Annotated in this window: 19 protein-coding genes; 8 read left to right on the top strand and 11 right to left on the bottom strand. The window is 69.7% G+C overall.

What is annotated here, in order from left to right; translation table 11 throughout:
• Positions 1-10: 10 nt before the first annotated feature.
• Positions 11-1,777, bottom strand: a complete 1,767-nt coding sequence (gene arc / locus OG758_RS36980) for a proteasome ATPase (RefSeq protein WP_116503118.1) — start codon at positions 1,775-1,777, stop codon at positions 11-13.
• 254 nt (positions 1,778-2,031) lie between these two features.
• Between arc and OG758_RS36975 the strand changes: the two genes are divergently transcribed.
• Entirely contained in the window at positions 2,032-2,346 is a 315-nt protein-coding gene (locus OG758_RS36975; RefSeq protein ID WP_227293762.1) for a ferredoxin, read from the top strand.
• Between the two features lie 100 nt (positions 2,347-2,446).
• Here OG758_RS36975 and OG758_RS36970 read toward each other — a convergent pair whose 3' ends face one another.
• From OG758_RS36970 to OG758_RS36960, 3 genes are all read right to left on the bottom strand, one after another.
• Positions 2,447-3,025 carry a hypothetical protein gene (locus OG758_RS36970; protein WP_326713877.1) on the bottom strand — a complete coding sequence of 193 codons (579 nt, stop codon included), beginning with the start codon at positions 3,023-3,025 and terminating at the stop codon, positions 2,447-2,449.
• A gap of 219 nt (positions 3,026-3,244) precedes the next feature.
• Complete coding sequence (locus tag OG758_RS36965) at positions 3,245-4,150, bottom strand: tRNA (adenine-N1)-methyltransferase (protein ID WP_100597125.1); 906 nt, start codon at positions 4,148-4,150, stop codon at positions 3,245-3,247.
• A 62-nt stretch (positions 4,151-4,212) separates the two neighbouring features.
• Positions 4,213-5,721, bottom strand: a complete 1,509-nt coding sequence (locus OG758_RS36960; protein ID WP_326713876.1) for a site-2 protease family protein — start codon at positions 5,719-5,721, stop codon at positions 4,213-4,215.
• Between the two features lie 206 nt (positions 5,722-5,927).
• On the opposite strand from OG758_RS36960, the gene OG758_RS36955 reads away from it, so the two are divergent.
• Both OG758_RS36955 and OG758_RS36950 read left to right on the top strand, forming a co-directional pair.
• Positions 5,928-6,785, top strand: coding sequence for a RecB family exonuclease (locus OG758_RS36955; RefSeq protein WP_326713875.1), 858 nt, complete (start codon positions 5,928-5,930; stop codon positions 6,783-6,785).
• Positions 6,786-6,823: 38 nt separating this feature from the next.
• On the top strand, positions 6,824-7,495 hold the full coding sequence (locus OG758_RS36950) for a response regulator (protein ID WP_116503106.1): 672 nt from the start codon (positions 6,824-6,826) through the stop codon (positions 7,493-7,495).
• Positions 7,496-7,587: 92 nt separating this feature from the next.
• Here the strand turns inward: OG758_RS36950 and OG758_RS36945 are convergent, their stop codons facing one another.
• The 4 genes from OG758_RS36945 to metH all read right to left on the bottom strand — a co-directional run bounded on the left by OG758_RS36945 (position 7,588) and on the right by metH (position 15,587).
• Positions 7,588-9,177, bottom strand: a complete 1,590-nt coding sequence (locus OG758_RS36945; RefSeq protein ID WP_326713874.1) for an ABC transporter substrate-binding protein — start codon at positions 9,175-9,177, stop codon at positions 7,588-7,590.
• A 76-nt stretch (positions 9,178-9,253) separates the two neighbouring features.
• A complete protein-coding gene (locus tag OG758_RS36940; RefSeq protein ID WP_326713873.1) occupies positions 9,254-10,858 on the bottom strand; it encodes an ABC transporter substrate-binding protein in 1,605 nt (534 codons plus the stop codon).
• A gap of 369 nt (positions 10,859-11,227) precedes the next feature.
• Entirely contained in the window at positions 11,228-11,923 is a 696-nt protein-coding gene (locus OG758_RS36935; protein WP_326713872.1) for an HAD family hydrolase, read from the bottom strand.
• Positions 11,924-12,065: 142 nt separating this feature from the next.
• Entirely contained in the window at positions 12,066-15,587 is a 3,522-nt protein-coding gene (metH, locus tag OG758_RS36930) for a methionine synthase (protein WP_326713871.1), read from the bottom strand.
• A gap of 288 nt (positions 15,588-15,875) precedes the next feature.
• Here metH and OG758_RS36925 point away from each other — a divergent pair, with 288 nt between their 5' ends.
• The 5 genes from OG758_RS36925 to OG758_RS36905 all read left to right on the top strand — a co-directional run bounded on the left by OG758_RS36925 (position 15,876) and on the right by OG758_RS36905 (position 22,212).
• The gene (locus OG758_RS36925) at positions 15,876-16,640 is read left to right on the top strand and encodes an IclR family transcriptional regulator (protein WP_326713870.1); all 765 of its coding nucleotides are present in this window, start codon (positions 15,876-15,878) and stop codon (positions 16,638-16,640) included.
• 366 nt (positions 16,641-17,006) lie between these two features.
• The gene (locus OG758_RS36920; protein WP_326713869.1) at positions 17,007-17,798 is read left to right on the top strand and encodes an MIP/aquaporin family protein; all 792 of its coding nucleotides are present in this window, start codon (positions 17,007-17,009) and stop codon (positions 17,796-17,798) included.
• Between the two features lie 60 nt (positions 17,799-17,858).
• Positions 17,859-19,403, top strand: coding sequence for a glycerol kinase GlpK (gene glpK / locus OG758_RS36915; protein ID WP_326713868.1), 1,545 nt, complete (start codon positions 17,859-17,861; stop codon positions 19,401-19,403).
• A gap of 3 nt (positions 19,404-19,406) precedes the next feature.
• Positions 19,407-21,029, top strand: coding sequence for a glycerol-3-phosphate dehydrogenase/oxidase (locus OG758_RS36910; RefSeq protein ID WP_326713867.1), 1,623 nt, complete (start codon positions 19,407-19,409; stop codon positions 21,027-21,029).
• Between the two features lie 124 nt (positions 21,030-21,153).
• A complete protein-coding gene (locus OG758_RS36905; protein ID WP_326713866.1) occupies positions 21,154-22,212 on the top strand; it encodes an LLM class flavin-dependent oxidoreductase in 1,059 nt (352 codons plus the stop codon).
• A gap of 49 nt (positions 22,213-22,261) precedes the next feature.
• Here OG758_RS36905 and OG758_RS36900 read toward each other — a convergent pair whose 3' ends face one another.
• From OG758_RS36900 to OG758_RS36890, 3 genes are read right to left on the bottom strand one after another with little or no spacing between them, the layout of a single operon-like run.
• On the bottom strand, positions 22,262-22,798 hold the full coding sequence (locus OG758_RS36900; RefSeq protein ID WP_326713865.1) for a MarR family winged helix-turn-helix transcriptional regulator: 537 nt from the start codon (positions 22,796-22,798) through the stop codon (positions 22,262-22,264).
• Between the two features lie 56 nt (positions 22,799-22,854).
• Positions 22,855-23,481 carry an SRPBCC family protein gene (locus OG758_RS36895; protein WP_326713864.1) on the bottom strand — a complete coding sequence of 209 codons (627 nt, stop codon included), beginning with the start codon at positions 23,479-23,481 and terminating at the stop codon, positions 22,855-22,857.
• Positions 23,482-23,518: 37 nt separating this feature from the next.
• Positions 23,519-25,930 (bottom strand): xanthine dehydrogenase family protein molybdopterin-binding subunit, encoded by a 2,412-nt coding sequence (locus OG758_RS36890; protein ID WP_326713863.1) that lies wholly within the window; start codon positions 25,928-25,930, stop codon positions 23,519-23,521.
• Positions 25,931-25,934: the final 4 nt, after the last annotated feature.

The raw sequence follows: 25,934 nt of genomic DNA, 5'->3' as shown, positions 1-25,934 counted from the left end.
GCCCTGCCTTTTACAGGTACTGCCCGGTGTTCGCCACCGTGTCGATGGAGCGTCCGGTGTCCGCGCCCTGCTTTCCGGTGACGAGCGTACGGATGTAAACGATCCGTTCGCCCTTCTTACCGGAGATGCGAGCCCAGTCGTCCGGGTTGGTGGTGTTCGGCAGGTCCTCGTTCTCCTTGAACTCGTCCACACAAGCCTGGAGGAGGTGGGAGACCCTGAGGCCCTTCTGGTTGTGCTCGAGGAAGGCCTTGATGGCGGCCTTCTTGGCACGTCCGACGATGTTCTCGATCATGGCGCCCGAGTTGAAGTCCTTGAAGTACAGGACTTCCTTGTCACCGTTGGCGTACGTGACCTCGAGGAAGCGGTTCTCCTCGCTTTCCGCGTACATCTGCTCCACGGCGGTCTGGATCATCCCGTGGACCGTACTGGCGCGGTCGCCGCCGTGCTCCCCGAGGTCGTCGGAGTGCAGCGGGAGGCGGGCGGTCAGGTACTTGGCGAAGATGTCCTTGGCCGCTTCGGCGTCCGGGCGCTCGATCTTGATCTTCACGTCGAGTCGTCCGGGCCGCAGGATCGCGGGGTCGATCATGTCCTCACGGTTGGAGGCACCGATCACGACCACGTTCTCCAGGCCCTCCACACCGTCGATCTCGGCGAGCAGCTGGGGGACGATGGTGTTCTCCACGTCCGAGCTGACGCCGGATCCGCGGGTGCGGAAGAGGGACTCCATCTCGTCGAAGAAGACGATGACGGGCGTGCCCTCACTGGCCTTCTCGCGCGCACGCTGGAAGACGAGGCGGATCTGCCGCTCGGTCTCGCCGACGTACTTGTTGAGCAGCTCCGGACCCTTGATGTTGAGGAAGAAGCTCTTGCCCGTGGCCTGTCCGGTCACTTCCGCGACCTTCTTGGCAAGGGAGTTGGCCACTGCCTTGGCGATCAGGGTCTTGCCGCAGCCGGGAGGCCCGTAGAGCAGGACGCCCTTGGGCGGCCGCAGCTCGTGCTCCTTGAACAGGTCCGGGTAGAGGTAGGGGAGCTCGACCGCGTCGCGGATCAGCTCGATCTGGTTGCCCAGACCGCCGATCTGCTCGTAGCCGATGTCCGGGACCTCTTCGAGGACGAGCTCTTCGACTTCGCTCTTGGGTACGACTTCGTAGACATAGCCGGAACGGGGTTCGAGCAGGAGGGCGTCGCCCGGGCGGATGGTGATGTCGAGGAGCGGTTCGGCGAGCCGGACCACCCGTTCTTCATCGGTGTGCCCCACCACCAGGGCGCGCTCGCCGTCCTCGAGGATCTCCTTGAGGGTGACGATGTCGCCGACGCTCTCGTACTCCATGGCCTCGACCACGTTGAGCGCTTCGTTGAGCATCAGTTCCTGGCCGCGCCTGAGCTCTTCGAGCTCCACGCTGGGGCTGACGTTCACCCGGAGCTTGCGGCCGCCGGTGAAGATGTCGGCGGTACCGTCCTCGTTCGCCATGAGGAAGACTCCGAAGCCGGCCGGCGGCTGCGCGAGCCGGTCGACTTCCTCCTTGAGGGCCACGATCTGGTCGCGGGCCTCCCTGAGCGTGTTGGCGAGCCGCTCGTTCTGTGCGGACACGCCGGCCAGGTTGGTCTGCAGTTCGACGATCCGCTCTTCGAGAATCCTCGTATGGCGCGGAGAGTCGGCGAGCTTGCGTCGCAGGACGGCGATCTCCTGCTCAAGATAGGCAATCTGACCGGCGGGGTCGTCGGACCCTCTTCCCGGGCGGATGCCGCGGTTCATGTCGTCGTCGTGGGCTGCCACGGTCCTCACCTCCTCCAAGGGGAGCTGGACGCTTCCAGACCCTACCTGGGTGGGTGTCGATTGAAACCCCTAGATCACAAAGACGAAGGGGGTGTGTCCGATCTTCACCCTTGCGCTCTCCCTCACGCCAGGGGAATACCCACCCAACAACATCGGAAAGCGGCCGGTTGTAGGGTCGAAGCGTTCAACACCCGTCGGAGCTGGCCCGACTTGCTGGTACCCGGGGTGGTTCGAGGCAGGAAGCGGCAGGAGATATGAGCGTGCAGCAGGAGGCCGGATCCGGCATCGACAGCGGTGTCGCCCTTGAGGTGTGGATCGACCAGGACCTCTGCACCGGCGACGGGATCTGCGTGCAGTACGCGCCGGAGGTCTTTGAGCTGGACATCGACGGACTGGCTTATGTGAAGGGCGCGGAGGACGAGCTGTTGCAGGCGCAGGGGGCCACCACCCCGGTGCCGCTGCCGCTGCTGAACGATGTCGTGGACTCCGCGAAGGAGTGCCCGGGCGACTGTATTCATGTACGTCGCGTTTCGGACAGGGTGGAGGTCTACGGCCCTGACGCGGAGTGACCGCGGAGTTCCCGCGCGTCACTCAACGTGGGTGAAGGCCAACGAAAGGGGCCCGTGCCGCCGTTCCCGGCGGGCAGGGCCCCTTTTCGTATGCCGCGCTTCAGACGCTGCGTGCCTCCGCGGGAGTGGAGCGCACGAACGCGTCGCCCTTCCACTGCCACTTGGCCTTGTCCTGGGTGTCGGGGCAGCAACTGGGGACGGCGGAGCTGGAGTAGCCGAGGAGCGTCGCGGTGACGGCCCGGTCGCGTACCGCCACGTCGTCGGCCGTGAGCCGGTCCTTCGGGTCGACGAGGGTGGCGACGATGCGCGGCTTGGCGTGGGCCTCGTGGGGCTGGGTGAGGACGTAGACGCCGTTCGGCGGGGTGCCGGAGCCGGCGTCGCAGCGGACCACGGCGACGGTTTCCGGCCTGCCGTCACCGTCGAGGTCCCCGGTGGCCTTCTTCACCACGAGGATCTTGGCGGGGCCGCACTCGAGCGGGAAGTGGACGGCGGCCGCGTCGGGCGGTGCGGCCGCGGTTCTGGTGGCGCCGGGCGGTGTTCCCGGCTGGGCCGCGGTGGCCGCGCCGGGCTGCAGGAAGGAGGAGACCGCGACGACGGCCGATACGGCCGCGGCGGTCGCGAGCCAGTGGATGGGGCTGGTGGTGGTGTGCGCCAGTTCCGGGACGGCGGGGTGCTGCACTAGGAGTGTCTCCTGTGAGGGCTGTGCCGGTGGGGGTGGCCAGCATCGTGCCATACCTCACACCGTGGGGGAACGTCAGGGTCCGCTGATTCTCAGCTTCCTCACGTGTCCTTGCCGTATCGTGCGCGCCGCTCCTCAACGCACGGGCGCCGCCGCCGAGTTCCCTGCGTATCGGGGGAACTCGACGGCGGCGCCTGTGCGTTGTGTCGGGTGTTCGGGTCAGCGCCCGGCGTTGCCGCCGTCCGCGTTCGGGCCCGAGTAGTCCTCGCCGTACGCGCCCTTGGCGGGGCGGCGGCGGCGCATGGGCGGCTCGACGCCGTCCGCGAGGCGGCGGGCGGTGAGGAGGAAGCCGGTGTGGCCGATCATGCGGTGGTCCGGGCGGACGGCCAGGCCCTCGACGTGCCAGTTACGGATCATCGACTCCCAGGACGTCGGCTCGTTGAAGCAGCCGATCTCGCGGATGGACTCGACGGTCCGCGCGAGCTGGGTGGTGGTGGCGACGTAGCAGCAGAGGATGCCGCCGGGGACGAGTGCCTTGGAGACGACCTCGAGGCACTCCCAGGGGGCGAGCATGTCGAGGATGACGCGGTCCACGTCGGCGTCGCTCAGGTTGTCCTGGAGGTCGCCGACGGTGAGCTGCCACGCGGGGTGGGAGCCACCGAAGTAGCGCTCCACGTTCTGCGTGGCGATCTCGGCGAAGTCCTCGCGGCGCTCGTAGGAGTGCAGCATGCCCTCGTCGCCGATCGCGCGCAGCAGGAAGCTGCTCAGCGAGCCGGAGCCGACCCCTGCCTCGACGACGCGTGCGCCGGGGAAGATGTCGGCGAAGGCCAGGATCTGCCCCGCGTCCTTGGGGTAGACCACGGCGGCGCCGCGGGGCATGGACAGGACGTAGTCGGGGAGCAGGGGGCGCAGCGCGAGGTAGGCGACGTTTCCGGTGGTGCGGACAACGCTGCCCTCGGGAGCGCCGATCAGCTCGTCGTGGGGGAAGGAACCCTTGTGGGTGTGAAAGTTCTTCCCGGCCTCGAGCGTGAACGTGTAGTGGCGGCCCTTGGGGTCGGTCAGCTGTACCTGGTCCCCGACCTTGAAGGGCCCGCGTCGGCGGGCGGCACCGGTCGGTTCGGACATGTGACCAGCCTACCGGTCCGCGGAGGACCCGCGGACCAGGGGCGTGGGGGTGCGGGCCCCGGTCAGGAGGGGCGGGCCATGGCCTTGACGAAGGCGCGCTCCACGTCGGCGGCGGACAGGACGCCGTAGATGGCGCCGCTCTCCTCGACGACGAGGTACTCGGTGGCCGGGGTGGCGCGGAGGGTGTCGAGGAGCTCCTCGCCGGCGAGTTCCGCGGAGACGCGCATGCCGTCGGTGAGGTCATGGGCGAGGCCGCTGACGGCGACCCAGGGGCGGCGGTGTTCCGGTACGCCGACGATGGCGGCCTCGCGCACGAGGGACCTGGGTTCCCCGTCGGCGTCGACGATGACGAGGGCGCGGGCGCCCGCCTCGTTGGCGCGCCGCAGGGCCTCGGACAGCGGGGTGGCGCTCTCCACGGGGACGGCGCGGCGGGTCAGGGTGCGGGCGCGCAGCTCCGGGAGGTGCTCGCGCAGGCGGGCCATGCGGAGGCTGTTGCCGGCGCCGGTCCAGATGATCGCGGCGAGGATGGCGGCCAGCAGGGCGTCGGTGACGGTGTCCATGCCACTGACGTCGGCGGCGCCTTCGCCGAGGGCGCCGGACTGGGTGAGCAGCGGGAGTCCGATGAGGACGGTGATCGCGAGGGCCCGGCCGACCCAGGCGGCGGCGACGGTGCCGCTCATGGGCTTTCCGGTGATCTTCCAGACGATGGCGCGGAGCATGCGGCCGCCGTCGAGGGGCAGGCCCGGCAGCAGGTTGAACGCGGCGACGATGAGGTTGGAGATCATCAGTCCCGCGAGCAGGACGCCGGGCACGGTGCCGGGTTCCACGGCGAGCATGCCGAGGTAGAAGACGCCGGCCAGGACGAGGGAGAGCAGCGGTCCGACGAAGGCGAGTACGAACTCGCGTCCCGGCGACTCGGATTCCTTCTCGATCTCGGACACGCCGCCGAAGAACTGGAGCTGGATGCGGCGCACCGGCAGCTTGAAGCGGAGCGCGGCGACGGTGTGCGCGAGTTCGTGGACGAGTACGGAGGCGTAGAACGCGACCGCGAAGAAGAGGGAGACCAGATAGCGGACCGCGCCGAGTCCGGGCAGGACGTGGTCGAGTTGTCCGCCGAAGACCCAGGTGATGAGGGCGGCGACGAGGAACCAGCTGGGCGCGACGTAGACGGGGACGCCGAAGGGGCGCCCCATGAGGAGTCCGCCACGGGGCTCGGGAGCCTTGGTGGGGCGGCGGCCGCTGGTCGCGGGAGTACGGGTGGGCGGGGTGTCCCCCTGGGATACGGGGTCCTGGGCGGGCGGGGCTGTGTCATCTCCGCCGGCCGGGGTGTGCTCGGTGAACGGGTCCGAGCCGGCAGCGGTGTCCGGGGTGTCGCCCTGGTCGGCCGGGGTGGTGTCCTCGGGGTGCTCCTTGTGCGGCGGCTCTTCCGGGTCCCGGGGCGTGTGCGGGACGGAATTCGCGCGGGCCGCGCCGTTCGCGCTCGCGGGTGGTGGGGGCGTGGGGCCGGGGCGGGCGGCCTGGTGGTCGTCCGTCGTGCCGCTGCCGGGCTGCGGCCGGCCGCTCTCGTCCACGGTGATCCCTCGGTCCCCTCGTTGGAAATCCCTCGCTCCTGCCGTTGCACGATCATGCAGGGCGAGGGGGTCTGCCGTCGATGGTATGCGTCCGGTGCGGCGCGGCCCTCGTCGACTCCCCTGCGCCGCCGCCGGGCCCCGCTTCCCAGGACGCCCGCGACGCGTTCGTACCTGACTGTCAGTGGCGGCCCGTAAGGTCTGTCGTCATGGAAACCAGCACCGAAGGGGCCGCCGCGGCCGCTCGCCCTGCGTCGCTCTCGCCTTCGCGCGCGAGCGACTTCATGCAGTGCCCGTTGCTCTACCGGTTCCGGGTGATCGACAAGCTCCCCGAGAAGCCGAGCGAGGCGGCGACCCGCGGCACGCTGGTGCACGCCGTGCTGGAGAGACTGTTCGACGCTCCGGCGGGAGAGCGGACGGCCCCGCGGGCCAAGGCGCTCATTCCCGGCCAGTGGGACCGGCTGCGCGAGGTGAAGCCAGAGCTGGCCGACCTGTTCGCGGACGACGGCGAGGGTGAGCGGATGGCGCGCTGGCTCGGCGAGGCCGAGCAGCTCGTCGAGCGCTGGTTCACGCTCGAGGACCCTACGCGTCTGGAGCCCGCCGAGCGGGAGCTGTTCGTCGAGGCCCAGCTGGACTCGGGCCTGAAGCTGCGCGGCATCATCGACCGGGTCGACGTGGCGCCGACGGGCGAGGTCCGGATCGTCGACTACAAGACGGGCAAGGCCCCGCGCCCCGAGTACGCGGAGGGCGCCCTCTTCCAGATGAAGTTCTACGCGCTGGTGGTGTGGCGTCTGAAGGGGGTCGTGCCGCGGCGGCTCCAGCTGGTCTATCTGGGCAGCGGTGACGTGCTGACGTACGACCCGGTGGTGGAGGACCTGGAGCGGGTGGAGCGCAAGCTGCACGCGCTGTGGGACGCGATCCAGCTGGCCACGGAGACGGGCGAGTGGCGGCCGCGCCCGACGAAGCTGTGCGGTTGGTGCGACCATCAGGCGGTTTGCCCGGAGTTCGGAGGGACTCCCCCGCCGTATCCGCTTCAGATCGGAGTGCCCGGGTCGGACGCCGGCTAGCAGGGCAGAATGGGCCCGGACTACCGAAGGAGAGTTACGTGGCGATCCGCGTCCTACTGGTCGACGACCAGCCGCTGCTCCGCACCGGGTTCCGGATGATTCTGGAGGCCGAGCAGGACATCGCGGTCGTCGGCGAGGCCGGAGACGGCCTGCAGGCGCTCGACCAGGTCCGTGCCCTGCAGCCCGATGTGGTGTTGATGGACATCCGTATGCCGCGGATGGACGGTGTCGAGGCGACCCGGCAGATCACCGGCCCCGGCCGGGACGGTCCGGCGAAGGTGCTCGTCCTGACGACGTTCGACCTCGACGAGTACGTGGTGGAGGCGCTGCGCGCGGGCGCCAGCGGCTTCCTCCTGAAGGACGCCCCGGCCAACGAGCTGGTGCAGGCGATCCGGGTGGTCGCGGCGGGCGAGGCGATGCTCGCGCCGAGCATCACGCGCCGGCTGCTCGACAAGTACGCGGACCATCTCCCGTCGGGCGACGACCCGGTGCCCGACACGCTGCACACGCTGACCGAGCGTGAGGTCGAGGTCCTGAAGCTCGTGGCGCGCGGCCTGTCGAACGCGGAGATCGCGGCGGATCTGTTCGTCAGCGAGACGACGGTGAAGACCCATGTCGGTCATGTGCTCACGAAGCTGGGGCTGCGCGACCGCGTGCAGGCTGCGGTGTACGCGTACGAGAGCGGTCTGGTGCGTCCCGGCGCCCAGTAGAAGGCTTCAGCGAGAACAGCGGTATAGCGGTATCTGAGAGAACAGGCCCGTGGCCGCCTCCCGCGAAGGGAGGCGGCCACCGGCCTTGTTGGTTACGCTGTGCCCTTGCTGATCTCCCAGAAGCGGAAGACGGTCGACGCGTCGAGGCAGGACTCCAGGCCGTAGACGCTGTCGCGGACGACGGCGTACTGCTTGGCCTGCCAGACGGGCAGGACCGGCAGCTGGTCGGCGACGATGTTCTGGAGCTGCTCGAAGTCCCGGTCGGTGGAGGCGCGGTCGCTCTGTGCCCCGGTCTCCGGGATGATCTTCCCGGTGATGGTGCTGTTGGTGTAGTTGTTCCCGAGCACGTTGCCGGCGCCGAAGAACGGCTGGGTGAAGTTGTCGGGGTCCGGGTAGTCCGGGACCCAGCCCTTCACGTACACGCCGTACTTGCCGGTCTTGATGTCCTTCTCGTACTGGCCGTACTCGACGGACTTCATGTCGGCGTCGAACAGGCCGCTCGCGTTGAGCTGCTTGGCGATGGCCGCCAGTTCCTGGTCGGTGGCGGGGCCGTAGCGCGAGGGCGTCGACCAGAGGGTGATCTTCACCTTGCCGGTGATGCCGTCGGCGCGCAGCGCGGCGCGGGCCTTGGCGGGCGTGGGGTGGGCACCGTAGGTGTCGAAGAAGGCCGTGTTGTGGCCGCTGATGCCCGCCGGGATGATCGAGTACAGCGGGGTGGCGGTGTCCTGGTAGACCTCGTCGACCAGGGCGTCCCGGTCGATCAGGTACGCCATGGCCTTGCGGACGGACAGGCGTCCCGCGACGGGGTCCTTCATGTTGAAGACCAGGTGCTGGACCTCGGCGCTGGTGCCCTCGACGACGTCCATGGTGTTGCTCGTCGAGGTGGAGTTCTCGATGCCGGCGATGTCCTTGGCGGCGAGTCCGCGGTAGGCGAGGTCGATGTCGCCGCCGACGAGGGCCTTCTTCAGGCCCGCCTGGTCGCCGTGGAAGAACTTGATGGTCATGCCGGAGTTCTGGACCCTCGCGGTGCCCTTGTAGTCCGGGTTGACCGAGAAGACGGCCTTCTTCTTGTCGAAGGAGTCCAGCTTGTAGGGGCCGGAGCCGACGGCCTTGCCGTCCGTGCGCAGGCCGTCCATGGAGTAGGCGGCGTGGTCGACGATGGAACCGGCGCCGGACGCGATCTTGCTGGGGAAGGTGGCGTCCGCGTGCTTCAGCTTGAAGACGACCGTCTTGGCGTTCGGCGTCTCGACCTTGTCGAGCATGGGGAACATGATCGCCGGGCCGGCGTCGTCACCGATGTTCATCATGCGGTCGAAGGAGAACTTGACGTCCTTCGAGGTGAGCTTGTGGCCGTTGCTGAACGTGAGGCCGTCGCGCAGGGTGCAGGAGTAGACGCGGGTGCCGGAGTCCGTGAAGGAGCACTCCTTGGCAGCTTCGGGTTCCGGCTCCGTGCTGCCCTTGGGGAAGCTCAGGAGCGACTGGAACACGTTGTTGAACAGCAGCCACGACCCCGGGTCGTAGCCGGACGCCGGATCGGTGGCCTGGATGTCGTCGGACATTCCCATGACCACGGCCCCGCCCTGCCCGGCGGCATCGCCCTGGTCGGTGCCGCAGCCGGCCAGCAGGGCCGCGGTGAGTCCCGTCCCGAGGGGCAGGACCAGCCACTGGTTGCGCATTCTCACGTACGTGCCTTGTCGTCAGTGGTGCGGAATCGGGCGAGCCGGCCGCCCTGGAAGGGGAGGCCGGCTCGCACGGGGATCAGCCGCTCACGCCGCGGCCGAGCTCCCAGAGCTGAAGGATCGAGGAGGAGCTCAGCGCCCACTCGACTCCGGTGATGTCGTCGCGGGCGGCGACATACTGCTTGCCCTGCCAGAGCGGGAGGACCGGTACGTCGTCGGCGACGATGTTCTGGATGCTCGTGAGGCTCTTGGAGGCGGTCAGCCGGTCGGCCTCACGACGGGACTCGGGGATGAGCTGGTCCCGGATCGTGCTGTTCGCGTACGGGGACGCGAGGAAGTTGTCCTTGTCGAGGAACGGCGCGATGAAGTTGTCGGCGTCGGGGAAGTCGGGGAACCAGCCGAGGCCGTACACGTCGTACTTGCCCTTGAGTTCGGAGGCACGGTACGTGTCCCAGGCGTCGCCCTTGATGCCGACGTCGAACAGGCCGCTGGAGTTGAGCTGCTTCTTGAGCACCTCGAACTCCCGCTTGGTGGCGGGGCCGTAGTGGTCGGTCGTGTAGTGCAGGGTCAGCTTCACCGGCGTGGTGATGTTGGCCCGCGACAGGATCGAGCGGGCCTTGGAGACGCTCGGATCGCTGTACCTGTTGAAGAACGAGTTCGTGTGGCCGGTGATGCCGGCGGGCACGAGCGAGTAGAGCGGCTCGGCGGAGGTGCCGTAGACGTCGGCCGTGAGCTGGCCGCGGTCGACGACCTGCGCCATGGCCTGGCGGACGGCCTTGCTCTTGACCACCGGGGCGCTGGTGTTGAACCCGAGGTAACGGATCTCCATGCCCGGCATCTCGACCAGGTTGATGTTCTTGCTCGGGTTGTCCGAGAGCTGCTTGATCTGCTCCGGCGACATGGTGCGCGTCATCATGTCGACGTCGCCCTTTTCGAGGGCCTTGCCCATCGCGTCGGCGTCCGCGAAGGAGACCAGCTCCACCTTGTCGTTCTTCGGCTTCAACTGCCCCTTGTAGTGGGGGTTCTTGGTGAAGACGGCCTTGACGAGGGTGTTGTTCTCGACCTTGGCGTCAAGGGTGTACGGGCCGGAGCCGTCGACCGCGAAGCCGGTGCGCAGCTTCCCCTTCGTGTAGTCGTCGGGGTTGACGATGCCGGCCGTGGGTGTGGCCAGCTTGTACGGGAAGGTGGCGTCGGGGCTCTTGAGGTGGAAGATGACCTCGCTGCGGCCCTTGGTCTCGATCGTGTCGACGCTGGAAAGCAGCGCGGAGGAGCCGCTGTCGCTCTTGATGCGGAGCACACGGTCGATGGAGAACTTCACGTCCGAGGCGGTGACGGGGGTGCCGTCGGCGAACGCGAGACCCTTGCGCAGGGTGCAGGAGAAGCGCTCGTTGCCGGTGTCGGTGAAACCGCAGGTCTGGGCGGCCTCGGGCACCGGCTCGCCGCCGCCGCGCGGCATGGCCATCAGGGTCTGGATGGTCTGGCGCAGCACGTTCCAGGAGCCCGCGTCGTAGGCGTACGCGGGGTCGAACGGGGCCGGGACCGCCTTCGAGGCAACGAACCGGTCGGTGGTACCGACGGCAATCGGGTTGCCGTCCTTGCCCCCGCTGTCGGACCCGCCGCAGGCGGCGAGCACAGGCGCGAGCAGGCCTATGACGGCCGGCAACACCAAAGTCTTGCGGTTCATGCTCGAAGTTCTCCAGAGCTGTCGATCCCGTGGGCCCGGCAACGGGGGTGGTGTCGACGGGACACGAGGGGTTACGGCGATGTTCTCGCCACGACATTAATGCGCACGGCGAAGCGTCCCGAAGGGGCCGGAGCCATGGCTTCATCACGCTACGAAACCGGGCGTGGACACACCGATAACCCCACAGGGGTCGCTTCGGCTCAGGGTCCGACCAATCGGGACACAAGGTCACTCGGGGTGGGGTGGGAGGTGGGGTCGCAGCATAGGTCCCCATACCTGTCGACCCCACGTCGAGTGGGAAACGTCACATGCTCAACTGGGTTGATGGGCGCAGCATTTCGGCCACGCGCGAGCGGTGTTACCGAAGGTTCAGTAGCCCATCAGGCCATGTAGAAAAGGGAGGTTGACGTGTTCGAGTGAGGGGACGACGGTGCGCCGGTAGGCGGGTGCGATGGGGGCCACGGAGGGTACGGCGACGACGTGGCAGCCGGCCGCCTCGGCGGCGGCGACCCCGGTGGCGGTGTCTTCGATGACGGCGCATCTGGCCGGATCCGCACCCAGTCCCGCGGCGGCGAGCAGATACGGGTCGGGGTACGGCTTCGTCCGCTCGACCTCGTCACCTGCGACCGTGAGCGCGAAATGCTCGGGGCCGAGCGAGGTCAGGACCCGGTCGATGATGCGCCGGTGCGAGGCGGACACGAGGGCCGTGGGCACCTCGTGGGCGGCGAGTTCGGCAAGGAGCCGCGCGGCGCCCGGCATGAGCGGCAGGGCGCTGCTGATGCGCTCCTCGAAGCCGTCGTTGAGCAGCACGGTCAGCTCGGGGAGCGTGATGTCCGCGCCGGTCACCTCGATGAGGAAGCCGGCACTGCGGGTCATGGGGCCGCCGACGACGACTTCGCGCCACGCCTCGTCGAGCGCGTGCCCCAGCGAGCCGAAGACGGCGACCTCGGCGTCCCACCAGAAGCCTTCGGTGTCCACCAGAGTGCCGTCCATGTCGAGGAGCACGGCCTGCAGGGCGGAGCCTTCGGCCGTTCGGGTACCGAGAGCGGGGACCGTACTGGTCATCCGGGCACACCTCCGTGAGGGACGAGAAGGCCGGCCGCCTCCTTTTGACAGGAAGGCAGCCGGCCTGCACTGGACCGACCAGTGTACGACTTCTGCGGATAAGTGCGCGCGCCGGAGACTCCCGGGCGGCCTCCGCACCGCGCTAGCGCGCGTTGAAGTACTTCGCCTCGGGGTGGTGGATGACGATCGCGTCCGTGGACTGCTCCGGGTGGAGCTGGAACTCCTCGGAGAGGTGGACGCCGATGCGCTCAGGCTCCAGGAGCTGGGCGATCTTGGCACGGTCCTCGAGGTCCGGGCACGCTCCGTAGCCGAGCGAGAAGCGGGCGCCGCGGTACTTGAGCGCGAACATGTCCTCCATCTCGGCGGGGTCCTCGCCGGAGAAGCCCAGCTCCGAACGGACGCGTGCGTGCCAGTACTCGGCGAGCGCCTCGGCCAACTGGACGGACAGGCCGTGCAGTTCCAGGTAGTCGCGGTACGAGTTCGACTCGAAGAGCTTGGCGGTCTCCTCGCCGATCCGGGAGCCGACGGTGACGACCTGGAGGCCGACGACGTCGGTCTCGCCCGACTCCTCGGGACGGAAGAAGTCCGCGAGACACAGCCGGCGGCCGCGGCGCTGGCGCGGGAACGTGAAGCGGGTGCGCTCGTTGCCCTGTTCGTCGAGGATGATCAGGTCCTCGCCCTTGGACACGCACGGGAAGTAGCCGTAGACGACGGCCGCTTCCAGGAGGTTCTTGGTGTGCAGGTCGTCCAGCCAGCCGCGCAGCCGCGGGCGGCCCTCGGTCTCCAGCAGCTCCTCGTACGTGGGCCCGTCGCCGGTGCGCGCCTGCTTGAGGCCCCACTGGCCCTTGAACAGCGCGCCCTCGTCCAGCCAGGACGCGTACTCCTTGAGCTGGATGCCCTTGATGACGCGGGTGCCCCAGAAGGGGGGCTCGGGGACCGGGTTGTCGGTGGACGTGTCGGAGCGCGCCGGCTCCTCGTCGGGCCGCTCATCGATCTGTACGGCGCCCGCCTTGACCCGGCGCTGCTTGAGCTCGGGGAGCGTGGCGCCGGGGACGCCCCGCTTGACGGCAATGAGGGCGTCCATGAGGCGCAGGCCCTCGAACGCGTCGCGCGCGTAACGGACTTCGCCCTCGTAGATCTCGTGGAGGTCCTGCTCGACGTACGCCCTCGTCAGCGCCGCGCCGCCGAGGATCACGGGGAAGTCGGCGGCCATCTTGCGCTGGTTGAGCTCCTCCAGGTTCTCCTTCATGATCACCGTGGACTTGACCAGGAGCCCGGACATTCCGATGACGTCGGCCCTGTGCTCCTCGGCGGCCTCCAGGATCGCGGAGACGGGCTGCTTGATGCCGAGGTTGACGACGTTGTAGCCGTTGTTCGACAGGATGATGTCGACGAGGTTCTTGCCGATGTCGTGGACGTCGCCGCGCACGGTGGCCAGGACGATGGTGCCCTTGCCCTCGGCGTCGGACTTCTCCATGTGCGGCTCCAGATAGGCCACCGCGTTCTTCATGACCTCGGCGGACTGGAGGACGAACGGCAGCTGCATCTGGCCGGAGCCGAAGAGTTCGCCGACGACCTTCATGCCGTCCAGGAGCGTCTCGTTGACGATCTCGAGGGCGGGGCGGGTCTGCAGCGCCTCGTCGAGGTCGGCCTCCAGACCGTTCTTCTCGCCGTCGATGATGCGGCGCTTGAGGCGCTCGTCCAGGGGCAGCGCGGCCAGTTCCTCGGCCTTGCCGGCCTTGAGGGACTTCGCGGTGGCACCCTCGAACAGCGCCATCAGTTTCTGCAGCGGGTCGTAACCCTCGGCGCGACGGTCGTGGATCAGGTCGAGAGCCGTCTGCACCTCCTCCTCGCTGAACCGGGCGATCGGCAGGATCTTCGACGCGTGCACGATCGCCGAGTCGAGGCCCGCCTTCACGCACTCGTCGAGGAAGACCGAGTTGAGGAGGATGCGGGCGGCCGGGTTGAGGCCGAAGGAGATGTTCGACAGGCCGAGCGTGGTCTGCACGTCGGGGTGACGGCGCTTCAGCTCACGGATCGCCTCGATGGTGGCGATGCCGTCCTTGCGCGACTCCTCCTGGCCGGTGCAGATGGTGAAGGTGAGGCAGTCGATGAGGATGTCCGACTCATGGATGCCCCAGTTGCCGGTCAGGTCGTCGATGAGGCGCTCGGCGATGGCGACCTTGTGCTCGACGGTGCGGGCCTGGCCCTCCTCGTCGATGGTCAGCGCGATCAGGGCGGCGCCGTGCTCCTGCGCGAGGCGGGTGACCTTCGCGAAGCGGGACTCGGGGCCGTCGCCGTCCTCGTAGTTGACGGAGTTGATGACCGCGCGGCCGCCGAGCTTCTCCAGGCCGGCCCGCAGGACCTCGACCTCGGTGGAGTCCAGGACGATCGGCAGGGTGGAGGCGGTGGCGAAGCGGCCGGCCAGCTCCTCCATGTCGGCGACGCCGTCACGGCCCACGTAGTCGACGCAGAGGTCGAGCATGTGCGCGCCCTCGCGGATCTGGTCGCGGGCCATCTCGACGCAGTCGTCCCAGCGGCCTTCCAGCATGGCCTCGCGGAACTTCTTGGAGCCGTTGGCGTTCGTGCGCTCGCCGATCGCCATGTACGAGATGTCCTGGCGGAACGGGACCGTCTGGTAGAGCGAGGCGGCGCCCGGCTCGGGGCGCGGCTCGCGGACGGTGGGGGTGAGGCCGCGCACGCGCTCGACGACCTGGCGCAGGTGCTCGGGGGTGGTGCCGCAGCAGCCGCCGACGAGGGAGAGCCCGTACTCGCGGACGAACGTCTCCTGCGCGTCGGCCAGCTCGGGGGCGGTCAGCGGGTAGTGCGCGCCGTTCTTGCCGAGGACGGGCAGGCCGGCGTTGGGCATGCAGGACAGCGGGATACGGGAGTGACGGGCGAGGTAGCGCAGGTGCTCGCTCATCTCGGCCGGGCCGGTGGCGCAGTTCAGGCCGATCATGTCGATGCCGAGGGGCTCCAGGGCGGTCAGCGCCGCGCCGATCTCGGACCCGAGGAGCATCGTGCCGGTGGTCTCGACCGTGACCGAGCAGATCAGCGGGAGGTTCGTACCGGTGGCGTCGAGGGCGCGGCGGGCGCCGATGATCGAGGCCTTGGTCTGGAGCAGGTCCTGCGTCGTCTCGACGAGGAGCGCGTCGGCGCCGCCGGCGATCATGCCCTCGGCGTTCTGCTGGTAGGCGTCGCGCAGCGCGGTGTAAGCGGCGTGGCCGAGGGTGGGCAGCTTGGTGCCGGGGCCCATGGAGCCGAGGACCCAGCGCTGCTGTCCGGTGCTCGTGGTGAACTCGTCGGCGACCTCGCGGGCGATGCGCGCGCCGGCCTCGGAGAGCTCGAAGACGCGCTCGGGGATGTCGTACTCCCCCAGGGCCGCGAGATTCGCGCCGAACGTGTTGGTCTCGACGCAGTCGACGCCGACCGCGAAGTACTCCGCGTGGACCGAACGGACGATGTCGGGGCGGGTGACGTTCAGGATCTCGTTGCAGCCCTCGAGGTTCTCGAAGTCCTCGAGGGTCGGGTCCTGCGCCTGGAGCATCGTGCCCATCGCGCCGTCGGCCACGACCACGCGGGTGGCCAGGGCTTCACGGAGGGCGTCGGCTCGGGTCCGGCCGGCGGAGTCGGTGGACGGGACGGGCGTTGGCAACGAGGCCATGAAAGTGCTCCCTGAGGTGCGACGGCTGTCGGCTTTGCGGCTCCCATGGAGGAGGCGCACCCGGTCAGGGTAGCCGGGCCGGTGGTTTCTGCGCGGAGGCGTCCACTGGCCGGAACGGCCATGTGGCGCGGGGTGCGGGTGCGTGCGGGTGCCTTCCGAACCGGGGCGTCGAGCCAAACGGGGCGAAATATAGGCTCCTCGCGTATTCGCACGAGGTCGGCAACGACCGATAGTGTTCAGCATTGTCGAACGTTGCTCGGCGAGAGGATCGAGGGAGGAAGGGCTGGGATGGCACGGAACATCCAGTCACTCGAGCGGGCAGCCGCCATGCTGCGGCTCCTTGCGGGCGGTGAGCGCCGGCTCGGCCTCTCGGACATCGCCTCGGCGCTGGACCTGGCCAAGGGCACGGCGCACGGCATTCTGCGTACGTTGCAGCACGAGGGCTTCGTCGAGCAGGACGCCGCGTCGGGCCGCTACCAGCTGGGCGCGGAGCTGCTGCGCCTCGGCAACAGCTATCTGGACGTGCACGAGCTGCGGGCGCGCGCGCTGGTGTGGACGGACGACCTGGCGCGCTCCAGCGGCGAGAGTGTCTATCTCGGCGTCCTGCACCAGAAGGGCGTACTGATCGTGCACCACGTCTTCCGGCCCGACGACAGCCGTCAGGTCCTGGAGGTCGGGGCGATGCAGCCGCTGCACTCCACGGCGCTCGGCAAGGTCCTGTCGGCGTACGACCCGGTGGCGCACAGCGAGGTGGTCGAGGTGGAACGCAAGGCGTTCACCGGGCGGACCGTGAGCGACATGGCGGAGTTCGAGACCCTTCTGGACCTGACCCGCGCGCGCGGGTACGCGGACGACGTCGAGGAGACCTGGGAGGGCGTCGCGTCCGTCGCGGCCCCGATCCACGACCGGCGGCGCATGCCGGTCGGCGCGGTCGGCGTCACCGGCGCCGTGGAGCGCGTGTGCGTCGACGGGGAGCTGCGCCCCGAGCTCGTCGCCGCCGTGCGGGACTGCGCCCGCGCCGTCTCCCGGGACCTGGGCGCCAGCCGCTTCTGAGCGCCCCGCGCCGCCCCGCCGGCGCCCCCGTACGGACCGAAGGCCCCGCTTCCCGGCGGGGCCTTCGCCGTTTCGGCGTGCAAGGCGCACCTATCCGGGACACCATCGACGAACGCGCAGTCCAGACACGGAACCGATAGCCCGACGCGATCAATAACGATCGAGTTTTCGATAACAGAACCCTTGACTAGCGAGTAACCCCGGGGTGAGACTCGCGTCCATCGGTCGGCATTGTCGAACACCTACCGGCAATAGGCGTTAGAGTGTGGCAAGCCAGGGCCGAAAACGCTCTCACCTGAGGGCGCGAACCACCGGAGAGGGACCCGGGGTTCGGCTTCCCCTGGACGAAGGACAAAGGAGTCGCGGGTGTCCAGCTCCGACATCTTCATCGGCGAGACCATCGGTACCGCCCTACTCATCCTGCTGGGCGGTGGCGTGTGCGCCGCCGTCACGCTGAAGCGCTCCAAGGCGCGCAACGCCGGCTGGCTCGCGATCACCTTCGGGTGGGGCTTCGCGGTACTGACCGGTGCCTACGTGGCGGGGGGCGTGTCAGGCGCCCACCTCAACCCGGCGGTCACCATAGGCCTCGCCATCGAGGGCGGCACCAAGTGGAGCGATGTTCCGCTCTACCTGGGCTCGCAGCTCCTGGGCGCGATGATCGGCGCCGTGCTGGTCTGGGCCACGTACTACGGCCAGTTCCACGCGCATCTGACCGACCCGGAGATCCTCGCCGCCCCGCCGGCCGAGGAAGGCATGGTCCAGGAGAAGGCCGCGCCCGACGCGGGCCCGGTGCTCGGCATCTTCTCGACCGGCCCAGAGATCCGGAACGTGGTGCAGAACCTCATCACGGAGATCATCGCCACGGTCGTGCTGGTCCTGGCCATCCTCACGCAGGGCCTCAACGACGGAGGCAACGGCCTGGGCGTCCTCGGCGCCCTGGTCACCGCGCTCGTCGTGGTCGGCATCGGCCTCTCCCTCGGCGGGCCCACGGGCTACGCGATCAACCCGGTCCGCGACCTCGGACCCCGCATCGTGCACTCTCTGCTGCCCCTGCCGAACAAGGGCGGCTCCGACTGGACGTACGCCTGGATCCCGGTCGCCGGCCCTCTCATCGGCGGCGCCATAGCGGGCGGTCTCTACAACGTCGCCTTCAAGTAGGCGACCGACCCCCTGCGCACCCTCCGCCAGAGCCGCACCGAGAACTTCCAGGAGCAGACCGTGACCGACGCACACACCGCGGGCCCGTTCATCGCAGCGATCGACCAGGGCACCACCTCCAGCCGTTGCATCGTCTTCGACAAGGACGGCCGGATCGTCTCCGTCGACCAGAAGGAGCACGAGCAGATCTTCCCGAAGCCGGGCTGGGTCGAGCACAACGCGACCGAGATCTGGACCAACGTCCAGGAGGTCGTCGCCGGGGCCGTCACCAAGGCCGGCATCACCCGCGACGACATCAAGGCCATCGGCATCACCAACCAGCGCGAGACGACGCTGCTGTGGGACAAGAACACGGGTGAGCCCGTCCACAACGCCATCGTCTGGCAGGACACCCGCACCGACGCCCTGTGCAAGGAGCTCGGGCGCAATGTGGGCCAGGACCGTTTCCGCCGCGAGACGGGCCTCCCGCTGGCCTCCTACTTCGCGGGCCCCAAGGCCCGCTGGCTGCTCGACAACGTCGAGGGCCTGCGCGAGCGCGCCGAGGCGGGCGACATCCTCTTCGGCACCATGGACAGCTGGGTCATCTGGAACCTGACCGGTGGTGCCGACGGCGGCAAGCACGTCACCGACGTGACCAACGCCTCCCGCACCATGCTGATGAACCTCCACACCATGGAGTGGGACGCGAAGATCGCCGAGTCCATCGGCGTCCCGCTGGCCATACTGCCGGAGATCCGCTCCTCCGCCGAGGTGTACGGCGAGGTCAGCGGCGGCCGTCTCGGCGACCTCCTCGGCGGCATTCCCGTCGCGTCCGCGCTCGGCGACCAGCAGGCGGCCCTGTTCGGCCAGACCTGTTTCTCCGAGGGCGAGGCCAAGTCGACGTACGGCACCGGCACCTTCCTGCTGATGAACACCGGTGACAAGCCGGTCAACTCTTACAACGGCCTGCTGACCACCGTCGGCTACCGCATCGGCGACCAGAAGGCGGTCTACGCCCTGGAGGGCTCGATCGCCGTCACCGGTTCGCTGGTGCAGTGGATGCGCGACCAGATGGGCCTGATCTCCACCGCCGCCGAGATCGAGACGCTCGCGTCGTCGGTCGAGGACAACGGCGGCGCGTACTTCGTGCCGGCCTTCTCCGGCCTGTTCGCCCCGTACTGGCGCTCCGACGCCCGCGGCGTGATCGCCGGCCTGACCCGGTACGTCACCAAGGCGCACCTGGCGCGTGCCGTCCTGGAGGCCACGGCCTGGCAGACCCGTGAGATCACCGACGCCATGACGAAGGACTCCGGCGTCGAGCTCGCGGCGATCAAGGTCGACGGCGGCATGACCTCCAACAACCTGCTGATGCAGACGCTCTCGGACTTCGTGGACGCCCCCGTGGTGCGCCCGATGGTCGCCGAGACCACCTGCCTCGGTGCCGCCTACGCCGCCGGTCTCGCCGTCGGCTTCTGGACCAGCACCGACGACCTGCGCGCCAACTGGCGCCGGGCCGCCGAATGGACCCCCAACATGGCCGCGGAGAAGCGCGACCGTGAGTACAAGAGCTGGCTCAAGGCCGTTGAACGCTCCATGGGCTGGCTCGACGAAAGTGGCGAGGAGTAAGACATGACCACCCTGCAGAGCGTCCCTGCCCTCGGGACGCATCCGGCCGCCGGCTCGACTGCGTCGTTCAAAGCAGCGAGCCGCGCCGAGACCCGGGAGCAGCTCTCCAAGGCTCAGTACGACCTCCTGGTGATCGGCGGCGGAATCCTGGGCATCTCCACCGCCTGGCATGCCGCGCAGTCGGGACTGCGGGTGGCCCTGGTGGACGCCGGCGACTTCGCCGGCGCCACCTCCTCCGCCTCCTCCAAGCTGCTCCACGGCGGTCTGCGCTACCTGCAGACCGGCGCGGTGAAGCTGGTGGCGGAGAACCACTTCGAGCGGCGTGCGGTGTCGCGTCAGGTGGCACCGCACCTCGCCAACCCGCTCACCTTCTACCTGCCCGTCTACAAGGGCGGCCCGCACGGCGCCGCGAAGCTGGGCGCGGGCGTGTTCGCGTACAGCGCCCTGTCGGCGTTCGGTGACGGTGTCGGGCACCTCCTGTCCCCCGCGAAGGCACAGCAGGACGTGCCCGAGCTGCGGACGGAGAACCTCAAAGCCGTGGCCGTGTACGGCGACGACCAGATGAACGACGCGCGCATGGCGCTGATGACCGTCCGCGCGGCCGTCGACGCCGGGGCCGTGGTCCTCAACCACGCCGAGGTCACGGGCCTGCGCTTCACCCGGGGCCGGGTCACGGGCGCGGACCTCGAGGACCGCGTCGACGGCGAGGAGTTCGGCGTGAACGCCCGGCTCGTGCTGAACGCGACCGGCCCCTGGGTCGACCACCTGCGCGCCATGGAGGACCCGAACGCGGCCCCCTCCATACGCCTCTCCAAGGGCGCTCACCTCGTCCTCAAGCGCACCTCCCCGTGGAAGGCCGCGCTCGCGACGCCGATCGACAAGTACCGCATCACGTTCGCCCTCCCGTGGGAGGACATGTTGCTCCTCGGCACGACCGACGAGGAGTACGAGGGCGACCCGCGCGACGTGTCGGTCACCGAGAAGGACACCGACCAGATCCTGGACGAGGCGGCCTTCTCCGTACGGGACCAGCAGCTGAAGCGGGATCTGATCACGTACTCGTTCGCGGGTCTGCGCGTGCTGCCCGGCGGGCCCGGCAAAACAGCGCAGGCCAAGCGCGAGACGGTCGTCACCGAGGGCCGCGGCGGGATGCTGTCCGTCGCCGGCGGCAAGTGGACGACGTTCCGCCACATCGGCCGCACGGTCATGAAGAAGCTGGAGTCGCTGCCGGGCCACCCGCTGGGCGAGGACTTCGAGCCGGTCAAGGAACTGCCGAAGCGGATGCCGCTGCCGGGTGTCGCCAACCCGCGCGCCGTCGCGCACCGCCTCCTGGTCGACAACCCGGCCCCGGGGCCGCGCATGGCGGCCGACACGGCCAAGCACCTGGCCACGCACTACGGTTCGCTGGCCTTCGACATCGCGCGGATGGCCAACGAGAACCCGCAGCTCGGCGAGCGGGTCCACCCGGACGCCCCGGAGATCTGGGCGCAGGTCGCCTACGCCCGCGACCACGAGTGGGCCGAGACGGCGGACGACGTGCTGCGCCGCCGCACCACGCTGACGATCCGCGGCCTGGCCACGGACGACGTGCGGGCCAAGGTCCAGGACGTGCTCGACAAGAAGTAAGTACCCCTGGATCCATGTGACTTGAGGGGCGGCTACCACGGGGGGAGCCGCCCCTCTCGCCTGCCCCGGTGCGCTGCCATGCCGCGTACACACGCCCGCAACGCCCGGGCGCGAGAGTGGGGGCATGAAGTTCCAGGTCCTGTCCATCATCGGCCATGCGCCGCACCCCCTCACCGGTGAACTCCCGTCCACCGCCGACCGGTTGACGCAGGTCGTCGATGTCGGTGTCGCGGCGGAGGAGTTCGGCTTCGACGCGTACGCGGTCGGCGAGCGGCACGCCGGGGCCTTCCTGTCGTCGAGCCCGACGGTGATCCTCGGCGCGCTGGCCGCCCGCACCTCCCGTATCAAGCTGCTGACCGGCGTGACGGTCGTCGCGATCCTCGATCCGGTACGGGTCGCCGAGGACTACGCGACGCTCGACCAACTCTCCCGTGGACGCGTCGAGTTGGTCATCGGCAAGGGCGCGGAGGCGGGCCACTTCGACCTCTTCGGGCTCGACGAGGAGCGGCAGTGGGACCTCCAGAAGGAGAAGTACGAGCTCCTTCGGCGGCTGTGGAGCGAGGAAGGCGTCGACTGGGAGGGCGAGTTCAGGCCCGCCCTGAAGAACGTGACGACGGTGCCGCGTCCGTACGACGGACCGCCGCGCGTCTGGCACGGCTCGGCGACCTCGCTCAACTCCCCCGAGCTGGCGGCCCGGCACGGCGATCCGCTGTTCACGGCCAACGCCATCCAGCCGCGGGCGGCCTACGCGAAACTCATCGACCACTACCGGGAGCGGTTCGAGGCGTACGGGCACGATCCGACGCGGGCGCACGTCGCGGCGGGCTCGGGCGGCCTGCTCATCGCGGACTCGCACGAGCGGGCGGTGGCGCGCTTCAAGGAGCTGTACGAGGCGAAGGTCGCGCAGTCCTTCAAGCCGCACCTGGAGGGCAGGGCGGGGTACAACACGCCGTTCCGCACGATCGAGGACGCCATCACGGACGGGCCCCAGCTGATCGGTTCGCCGCAGCAGATCATCGACAAGATCCTCGGCTACCACGAGGTGTACCGGCACGACCTCCAGTCGGTCACCGTCGACGCCTACGGGCAGGGAACGGGCGAGCAGGTCGAGACGCTCCAGCGGTTCGCCGAGGAGATCGCGCCGGTGATCAGGAGAGAGGCGCCCAGCTCCCTGTGGGAGTGAGCGCCTCCGTTCCGGAAAGCCGCATCGTCGCCCGGAAACCGCTTCGTCGCTAAGAAGCCGCTTCGTCCGGGACGTCCGACTCGAGGATGGAGTCCTCCAGCTTGCGCAACAGCCGCGCGAGTTGGCGGCGCTCCGCCGGGGAGAGGTCGCCGAGCATCCGGCGTTCGTTGTCGAGGTGCTCGGTGAAGACCTCGTCGACCTTGGCGAGCCCCTCGTCCGTGAGCCGCGAGTAGACGACCCTGCGGTCGTCCGCGTCGCGCTCCCGGACGATCAGGCCGTCCTTCTCCAGGCGGTCTATGCGCAGGGTGACCCCGGCCGACGAGACGAGCCCCTGGTCGGCGAGCTGCCCCGCGGTCAGGCGGAACGGCACGCCGGAGCGGCGCAGCGCGGTCAGCACGTCGAAGCCGGCGACGGAGAGCCCGTGCCGCTCTATCGAGGCGATGAGCTTGGTGTTGTACCGCAGGAACGAGCGGTGCAGCCGGGCGAGGACCTCCAGCGGGGCCGTGTCCAGCTCGGGCCGCTCACGCGCCCAGTCCTCGATGATCTGCGCCACGGCGTCGCGCCGCGCCGCCTTCCGTTCAGCCATCCCCGTCCCCTCGGCCTCTTCCGGGTGGGACGCGTTGTCCTACGCCCCTGAAAATCCTACCCCTGAAGAGATCGCGGACCGGAGGCGCGTCGCCCGACGAGGCGGATCACGGCGATCGTGACGAGAACGGCCACGGCCGGGACGGCCGCCTTCCGAAGGAGGACGGGCAGGGCGGCCGCGCCGAGGTCGACCGCTTCGGGCTCGCGGGCCGGGGACGAGACCACCGCCGGTTCCGTGGTGGCCGGTTCCCTCAGCAACTCCTCCAGCCGGTCGGCGAATTGGCGCACGATGCGGTCGCCGACCTCGGTCATGATGCCGCGGCCGAACTGGGCGGGGCGGCCCGTGATGTCGAGGTCGGTGCTGACGCGGACCCGGGTGCCCGCCGGGTCGGCGGCGAGCGACGCGGTGACGGTGGCGGACGCGGTGCCCGCGCCCCGGGTCTCACTGCCGCTGAGGTCGAGGACCATCGAGCGGCCGCTCTCGTCGCGGGTCACGGTGCCCTCGCCGCGGTAGCTCATCTGCACCGCGCCGACCTTCACCTTGACGCGTCCGGTGAACGCGTCGCCGTCGAGGGTGTCGAGCACAGCGCCCGGCATGCAGGGAGCCACACGGCCGAGGTCGAGGAAGAGTTTCCACGCGTCGTCGGGCGCGGCCGGGACGGTGAAGGAGTGGTCGAGTCGCATGGTGGGTGTCCAATCGTCGGGTGGGGGCGGCGCCGGGTCAGCGGGCGGCCGTGGGCCGGCCGGCCGCGCGGAGCAGGTCGCGTACGCGGCTGGGCGAGAGGGGGCCGCGCCGGACGACCACGCCGAAGGGGCGCAGCGCGTCCTCGACGGCGTTCGCGAGGACGGCCTGCGGGGCGATGGCGCCGCCCTCGCCGAGACCCTTGACGCCGAGGTCGTTCATCGGGCTCGGGGAGTGGATCTCGTCGAGGTCGAGGTCGGGTATCTCGGACGAGGTGGGCACCAGGTAGTCCATGTAGGTGCCGGTACGGGGCTGGCCGTCGGGGCCGTAGATCATCTCCTCGTAGAGCGCGCCGCCGATGCCCTGGGCGATACCGCCGGTGACCTGGCCCTCGGCGATCATCGGGTTGACGATGACGCCCGCGTCGTGGACGGCCACGTAGTGCAGGATCTCGGTCTCTCCGGTGTGTTCGTCGACCTCGACGACGGCGGCGTGCGCGCCGCTCGAGACGGCGAAGCCGGGCGGGCGGAAGTGCACGGTCTCGCTGAGCTCGGTGCCGTGCCGGCCGTCGGTGGGTTCGGGGGTGCCGGGAAGCGGGGCCCGGCCGGCGAGTTCGGCCAGGGTGAGGGCCGGCTTCCCGGCGTCCTTGGGCGTGATGACGCCCTCGCGCAGGTCGAGGCCGTCGGCGGGGACGCCGAGCCGGCGTGCCGCGGCCTCGATGATCTTCTCGCGGACGAGGCGGCCGGCCCGGTGCGTGGCGTTGCCCGCATTGACGAGGGCCCGGCTCGCGATGGTGCCGACGCCGAACGGCGTCGCGGAGGTGTCCCCGCCCACCACGTCGACGGCGTCGAAGGGCACTCCGATCGCGTCGGCGGCGATCTGCGCCATGGACGTGCGATGCCCCTGCCCCTGGGACGGTGCGCCGATCGCGAGCTTGACCCGGCCGCTGGGCGCGATGTCGATGCGGGCGGTCTCGAACGGGCCGAGTCCGGTCGCCTCGATGTACATCGCGAAGCCGACCCCGACGAGCCTGCCGTCGTGGGCGCCCTCGCGCTGCCGGGCGCGCACGCCTTCGAGGTCGGCCTTGTCGACGGCGCGCCGCAGCAGCTCGGGGAAGTCCCCGGAGTCGTACGACTGCGGCTTGCCGGAGCGGTCCACGAGGCCCGTCGCGTACGGCATCTCGTCGGGTCCCACGAGGTTGCGTGCCCTCAACTCGGCAGGTTCGAGGCCGAGTTCGGCGGCGAGGCGGTCCATCGCGCGCTCCATCGCGAAGACGGTCTCGGGGCGGCCCGCTCCCCGGTAGGGCGTGGCGAAAGTGGTGTTGGTGAGGACACCGACGACGTCGATGTCCACGTGCGGGACGCGGTAGGGGCCGAGGAGGTGGCACACCGAGTTGTAAGGAACGACCAGGCCGGTCATGTTGTACGCGCCGAAATTGACGGTGATGCGGTCGCGTACGGCGAGGAGGTGGCCCTGGGCGTCCGCGGCGAGTTCGATGCGGTGGATCTGCTCGCGGGCGTGCGAGGAGGCCGTCAGATTCTCGTTGCGGTCCTCGCGCCAGAGCACGGGGCGGCCAAGGACGCGGGCCGCGTACGGGACGAGCATCTCCTCGACGTAGAGGATGCCCTTCTGGCCGAAGCCGCCGCCGACGTCGGTGGCGATGACGCGGACGCGCTCCGGGTCGAGGCCGAGCGTGTGCGCCGTGGCCTCCCGCACCCGGTGCGGGGTCTGGGTGTTGGACCAGACGGTCAGCTCCCCGCTGTACGGGTCGACCTGGGCCGAGACCGCGCGGGTCTCGATGGGCGAGGCGACATAGCGGTGGGCCTGGAACTCCTCGCTGACGACGGTGTGGGCCGAGGCGAACGCCGCGTCGGGGTCGCCCACCTTGGTGGCCACGGCGACGGCGGTGTTGTCGCGGAGGTCGTCGTGGAGCAGCGGGGCGCCCTCGGTCAGTGCGCGGTCGGGGTCGACGAGGACGGGCAGGGGCGCGTAGCGGACGTCGACGAGTTCGAGGGCGTCCTCGGCGAGGTAGCGGTTCTCGGCCAGGACGACGGCGACGGGCTGACCGACGTAGAGGACCTTGTCCGTGGCGAGGAGCGGCATCGGGGTGATCGCGACGTACGGGTCGAGGAGTTCGGCGAGGCCGGGCGGGGTACGCAGCTCCTCCCTGTTGAGCATGGCGGGCAGATGGGCCACGTCGGCGCCGGTCCAGACGGCGAGGACCCCGGGGGCGGCGAGCGCGGCGGTGACGTCGACCGACCGGATGCGGGCGTGGGCGTGCGGGCTGCGCAGGAAGGCGGCCTCGGCGGCGCCGGGCAGGGCGACGTCGTCGACGTAGCGGCCGTTGCCCCGCAGGAGGCGGTCGTCCTCGACGCGCGGAACGGGGCGGCCGGTCCAGGGGCCGCCGTCCGGCGCGGGCTGCTGGGGTGCGTGGGACGGTCCGTGGGACATACGG

Source organism: Streptomyces sp. NBC_01474, from assembly GCF_035918215.1.
In the GTDB taxonomy this organism is placed as follows: domain Bacteria; phylum Actinomycetota; class Actinomycetes; order Streptomycetales; family Streptomycetaceae; genus Streptomyces; species Streptomyces aureus.
The sequence above is the reverse complement of the archived record's forward strand: the minus strand, read 5'-3'. Positions and strand labels throughout refer to the sequence as shown.

Excerpts from the sequence above, each read along its gene's own strand:
- OG758_RS36940 (WP_326713873.1), bottom strand. The coding sequence starts at position 10,858 with ATGAACCGCAAGACTTTGGTGTTGCCGGCCGTCATAGGCCTGCTCGCG.
- OG758_RS36975 (WP_227293762.1), top strand. The coding sequence starts at position 2,032 with ATGAGCGTGCAGCAGGAGGCCGGATCCGGCATCGACAGCGGTGTCGCC.
- OG758_RS36900 (WP_326713865.1), bottom strand. The coding sequence starts at position 22,798 with ATGGCTGAACGGAAGGCGGCGCGGCGCGACGCCGTGGCGCAGATCATC.
- OG758_RS36925 (WP_326713870.1), top strand. The coding sequence starts at position 15,876 with ATGGCACGGAACATCCAGTCACTCGAGCGGGCAGCCGCCATGCTGCGG.
- OG758_RS36935 (WP_326713872.1), bottom strand. The coding sequence starts at position 11,923 with ATGACCAGTACGGTCCCCGCTCTCGGTACCCGAACGGCCGAAGGCTCC.
- OG758_RS36890 (WP_326713863.1), bottom strand. The coding sequence starts at position 25,930 with ATGTCCCACGGACCGTCCCACGCACCCCAGCAGCCCGCGCCGGACGGC.
- OG758_RS36910 (WP_326713867.1), top strand. The coding sequence starts at position 19,407 with ATGACCACCCTGCAGAGCGTCCCTGCCCTCGGGACGCATCCGGCCGCC.
- metH (WP_326713871.1), bottom strand. The coding sequence starts at position 15,587 with ATGGCCTCGTTGCCAACGCCCGTCCCGTCCACCGACTCCGCCGGCCGG.
- OG758_RS36895 (WP_326713864.1), bottom strand. The coding sequence starts at position 23,481 with ATGCGACTCGACCACTCCTTCACCGTCCCGGCCGCGCCCGACGACGCG.
- OG758_RS36955 (WP_326713875.1), top strand. The coding sequence starts at position 5,928 with ATGGAAACCAGCACCGAAGGGGCCGCCGCGGCCGCTCGCCCTGCGTCG.
- OG758_RS36905 (WP_326713866.1), top strand. The coding sequence starts at position 21,154 with ATGAAGTTCCAGGTCCTGTCCATCATCGGCCATGCGCCGCACCCCCTC.
- OG758_RS36965 (WP_100597125.1), bottom strand. The coding sequence starts at position 4,150 with ATGTCCGAACCGACCGGTGCCGCCCGCCGACGCGGGCCCTTCAAGGTC.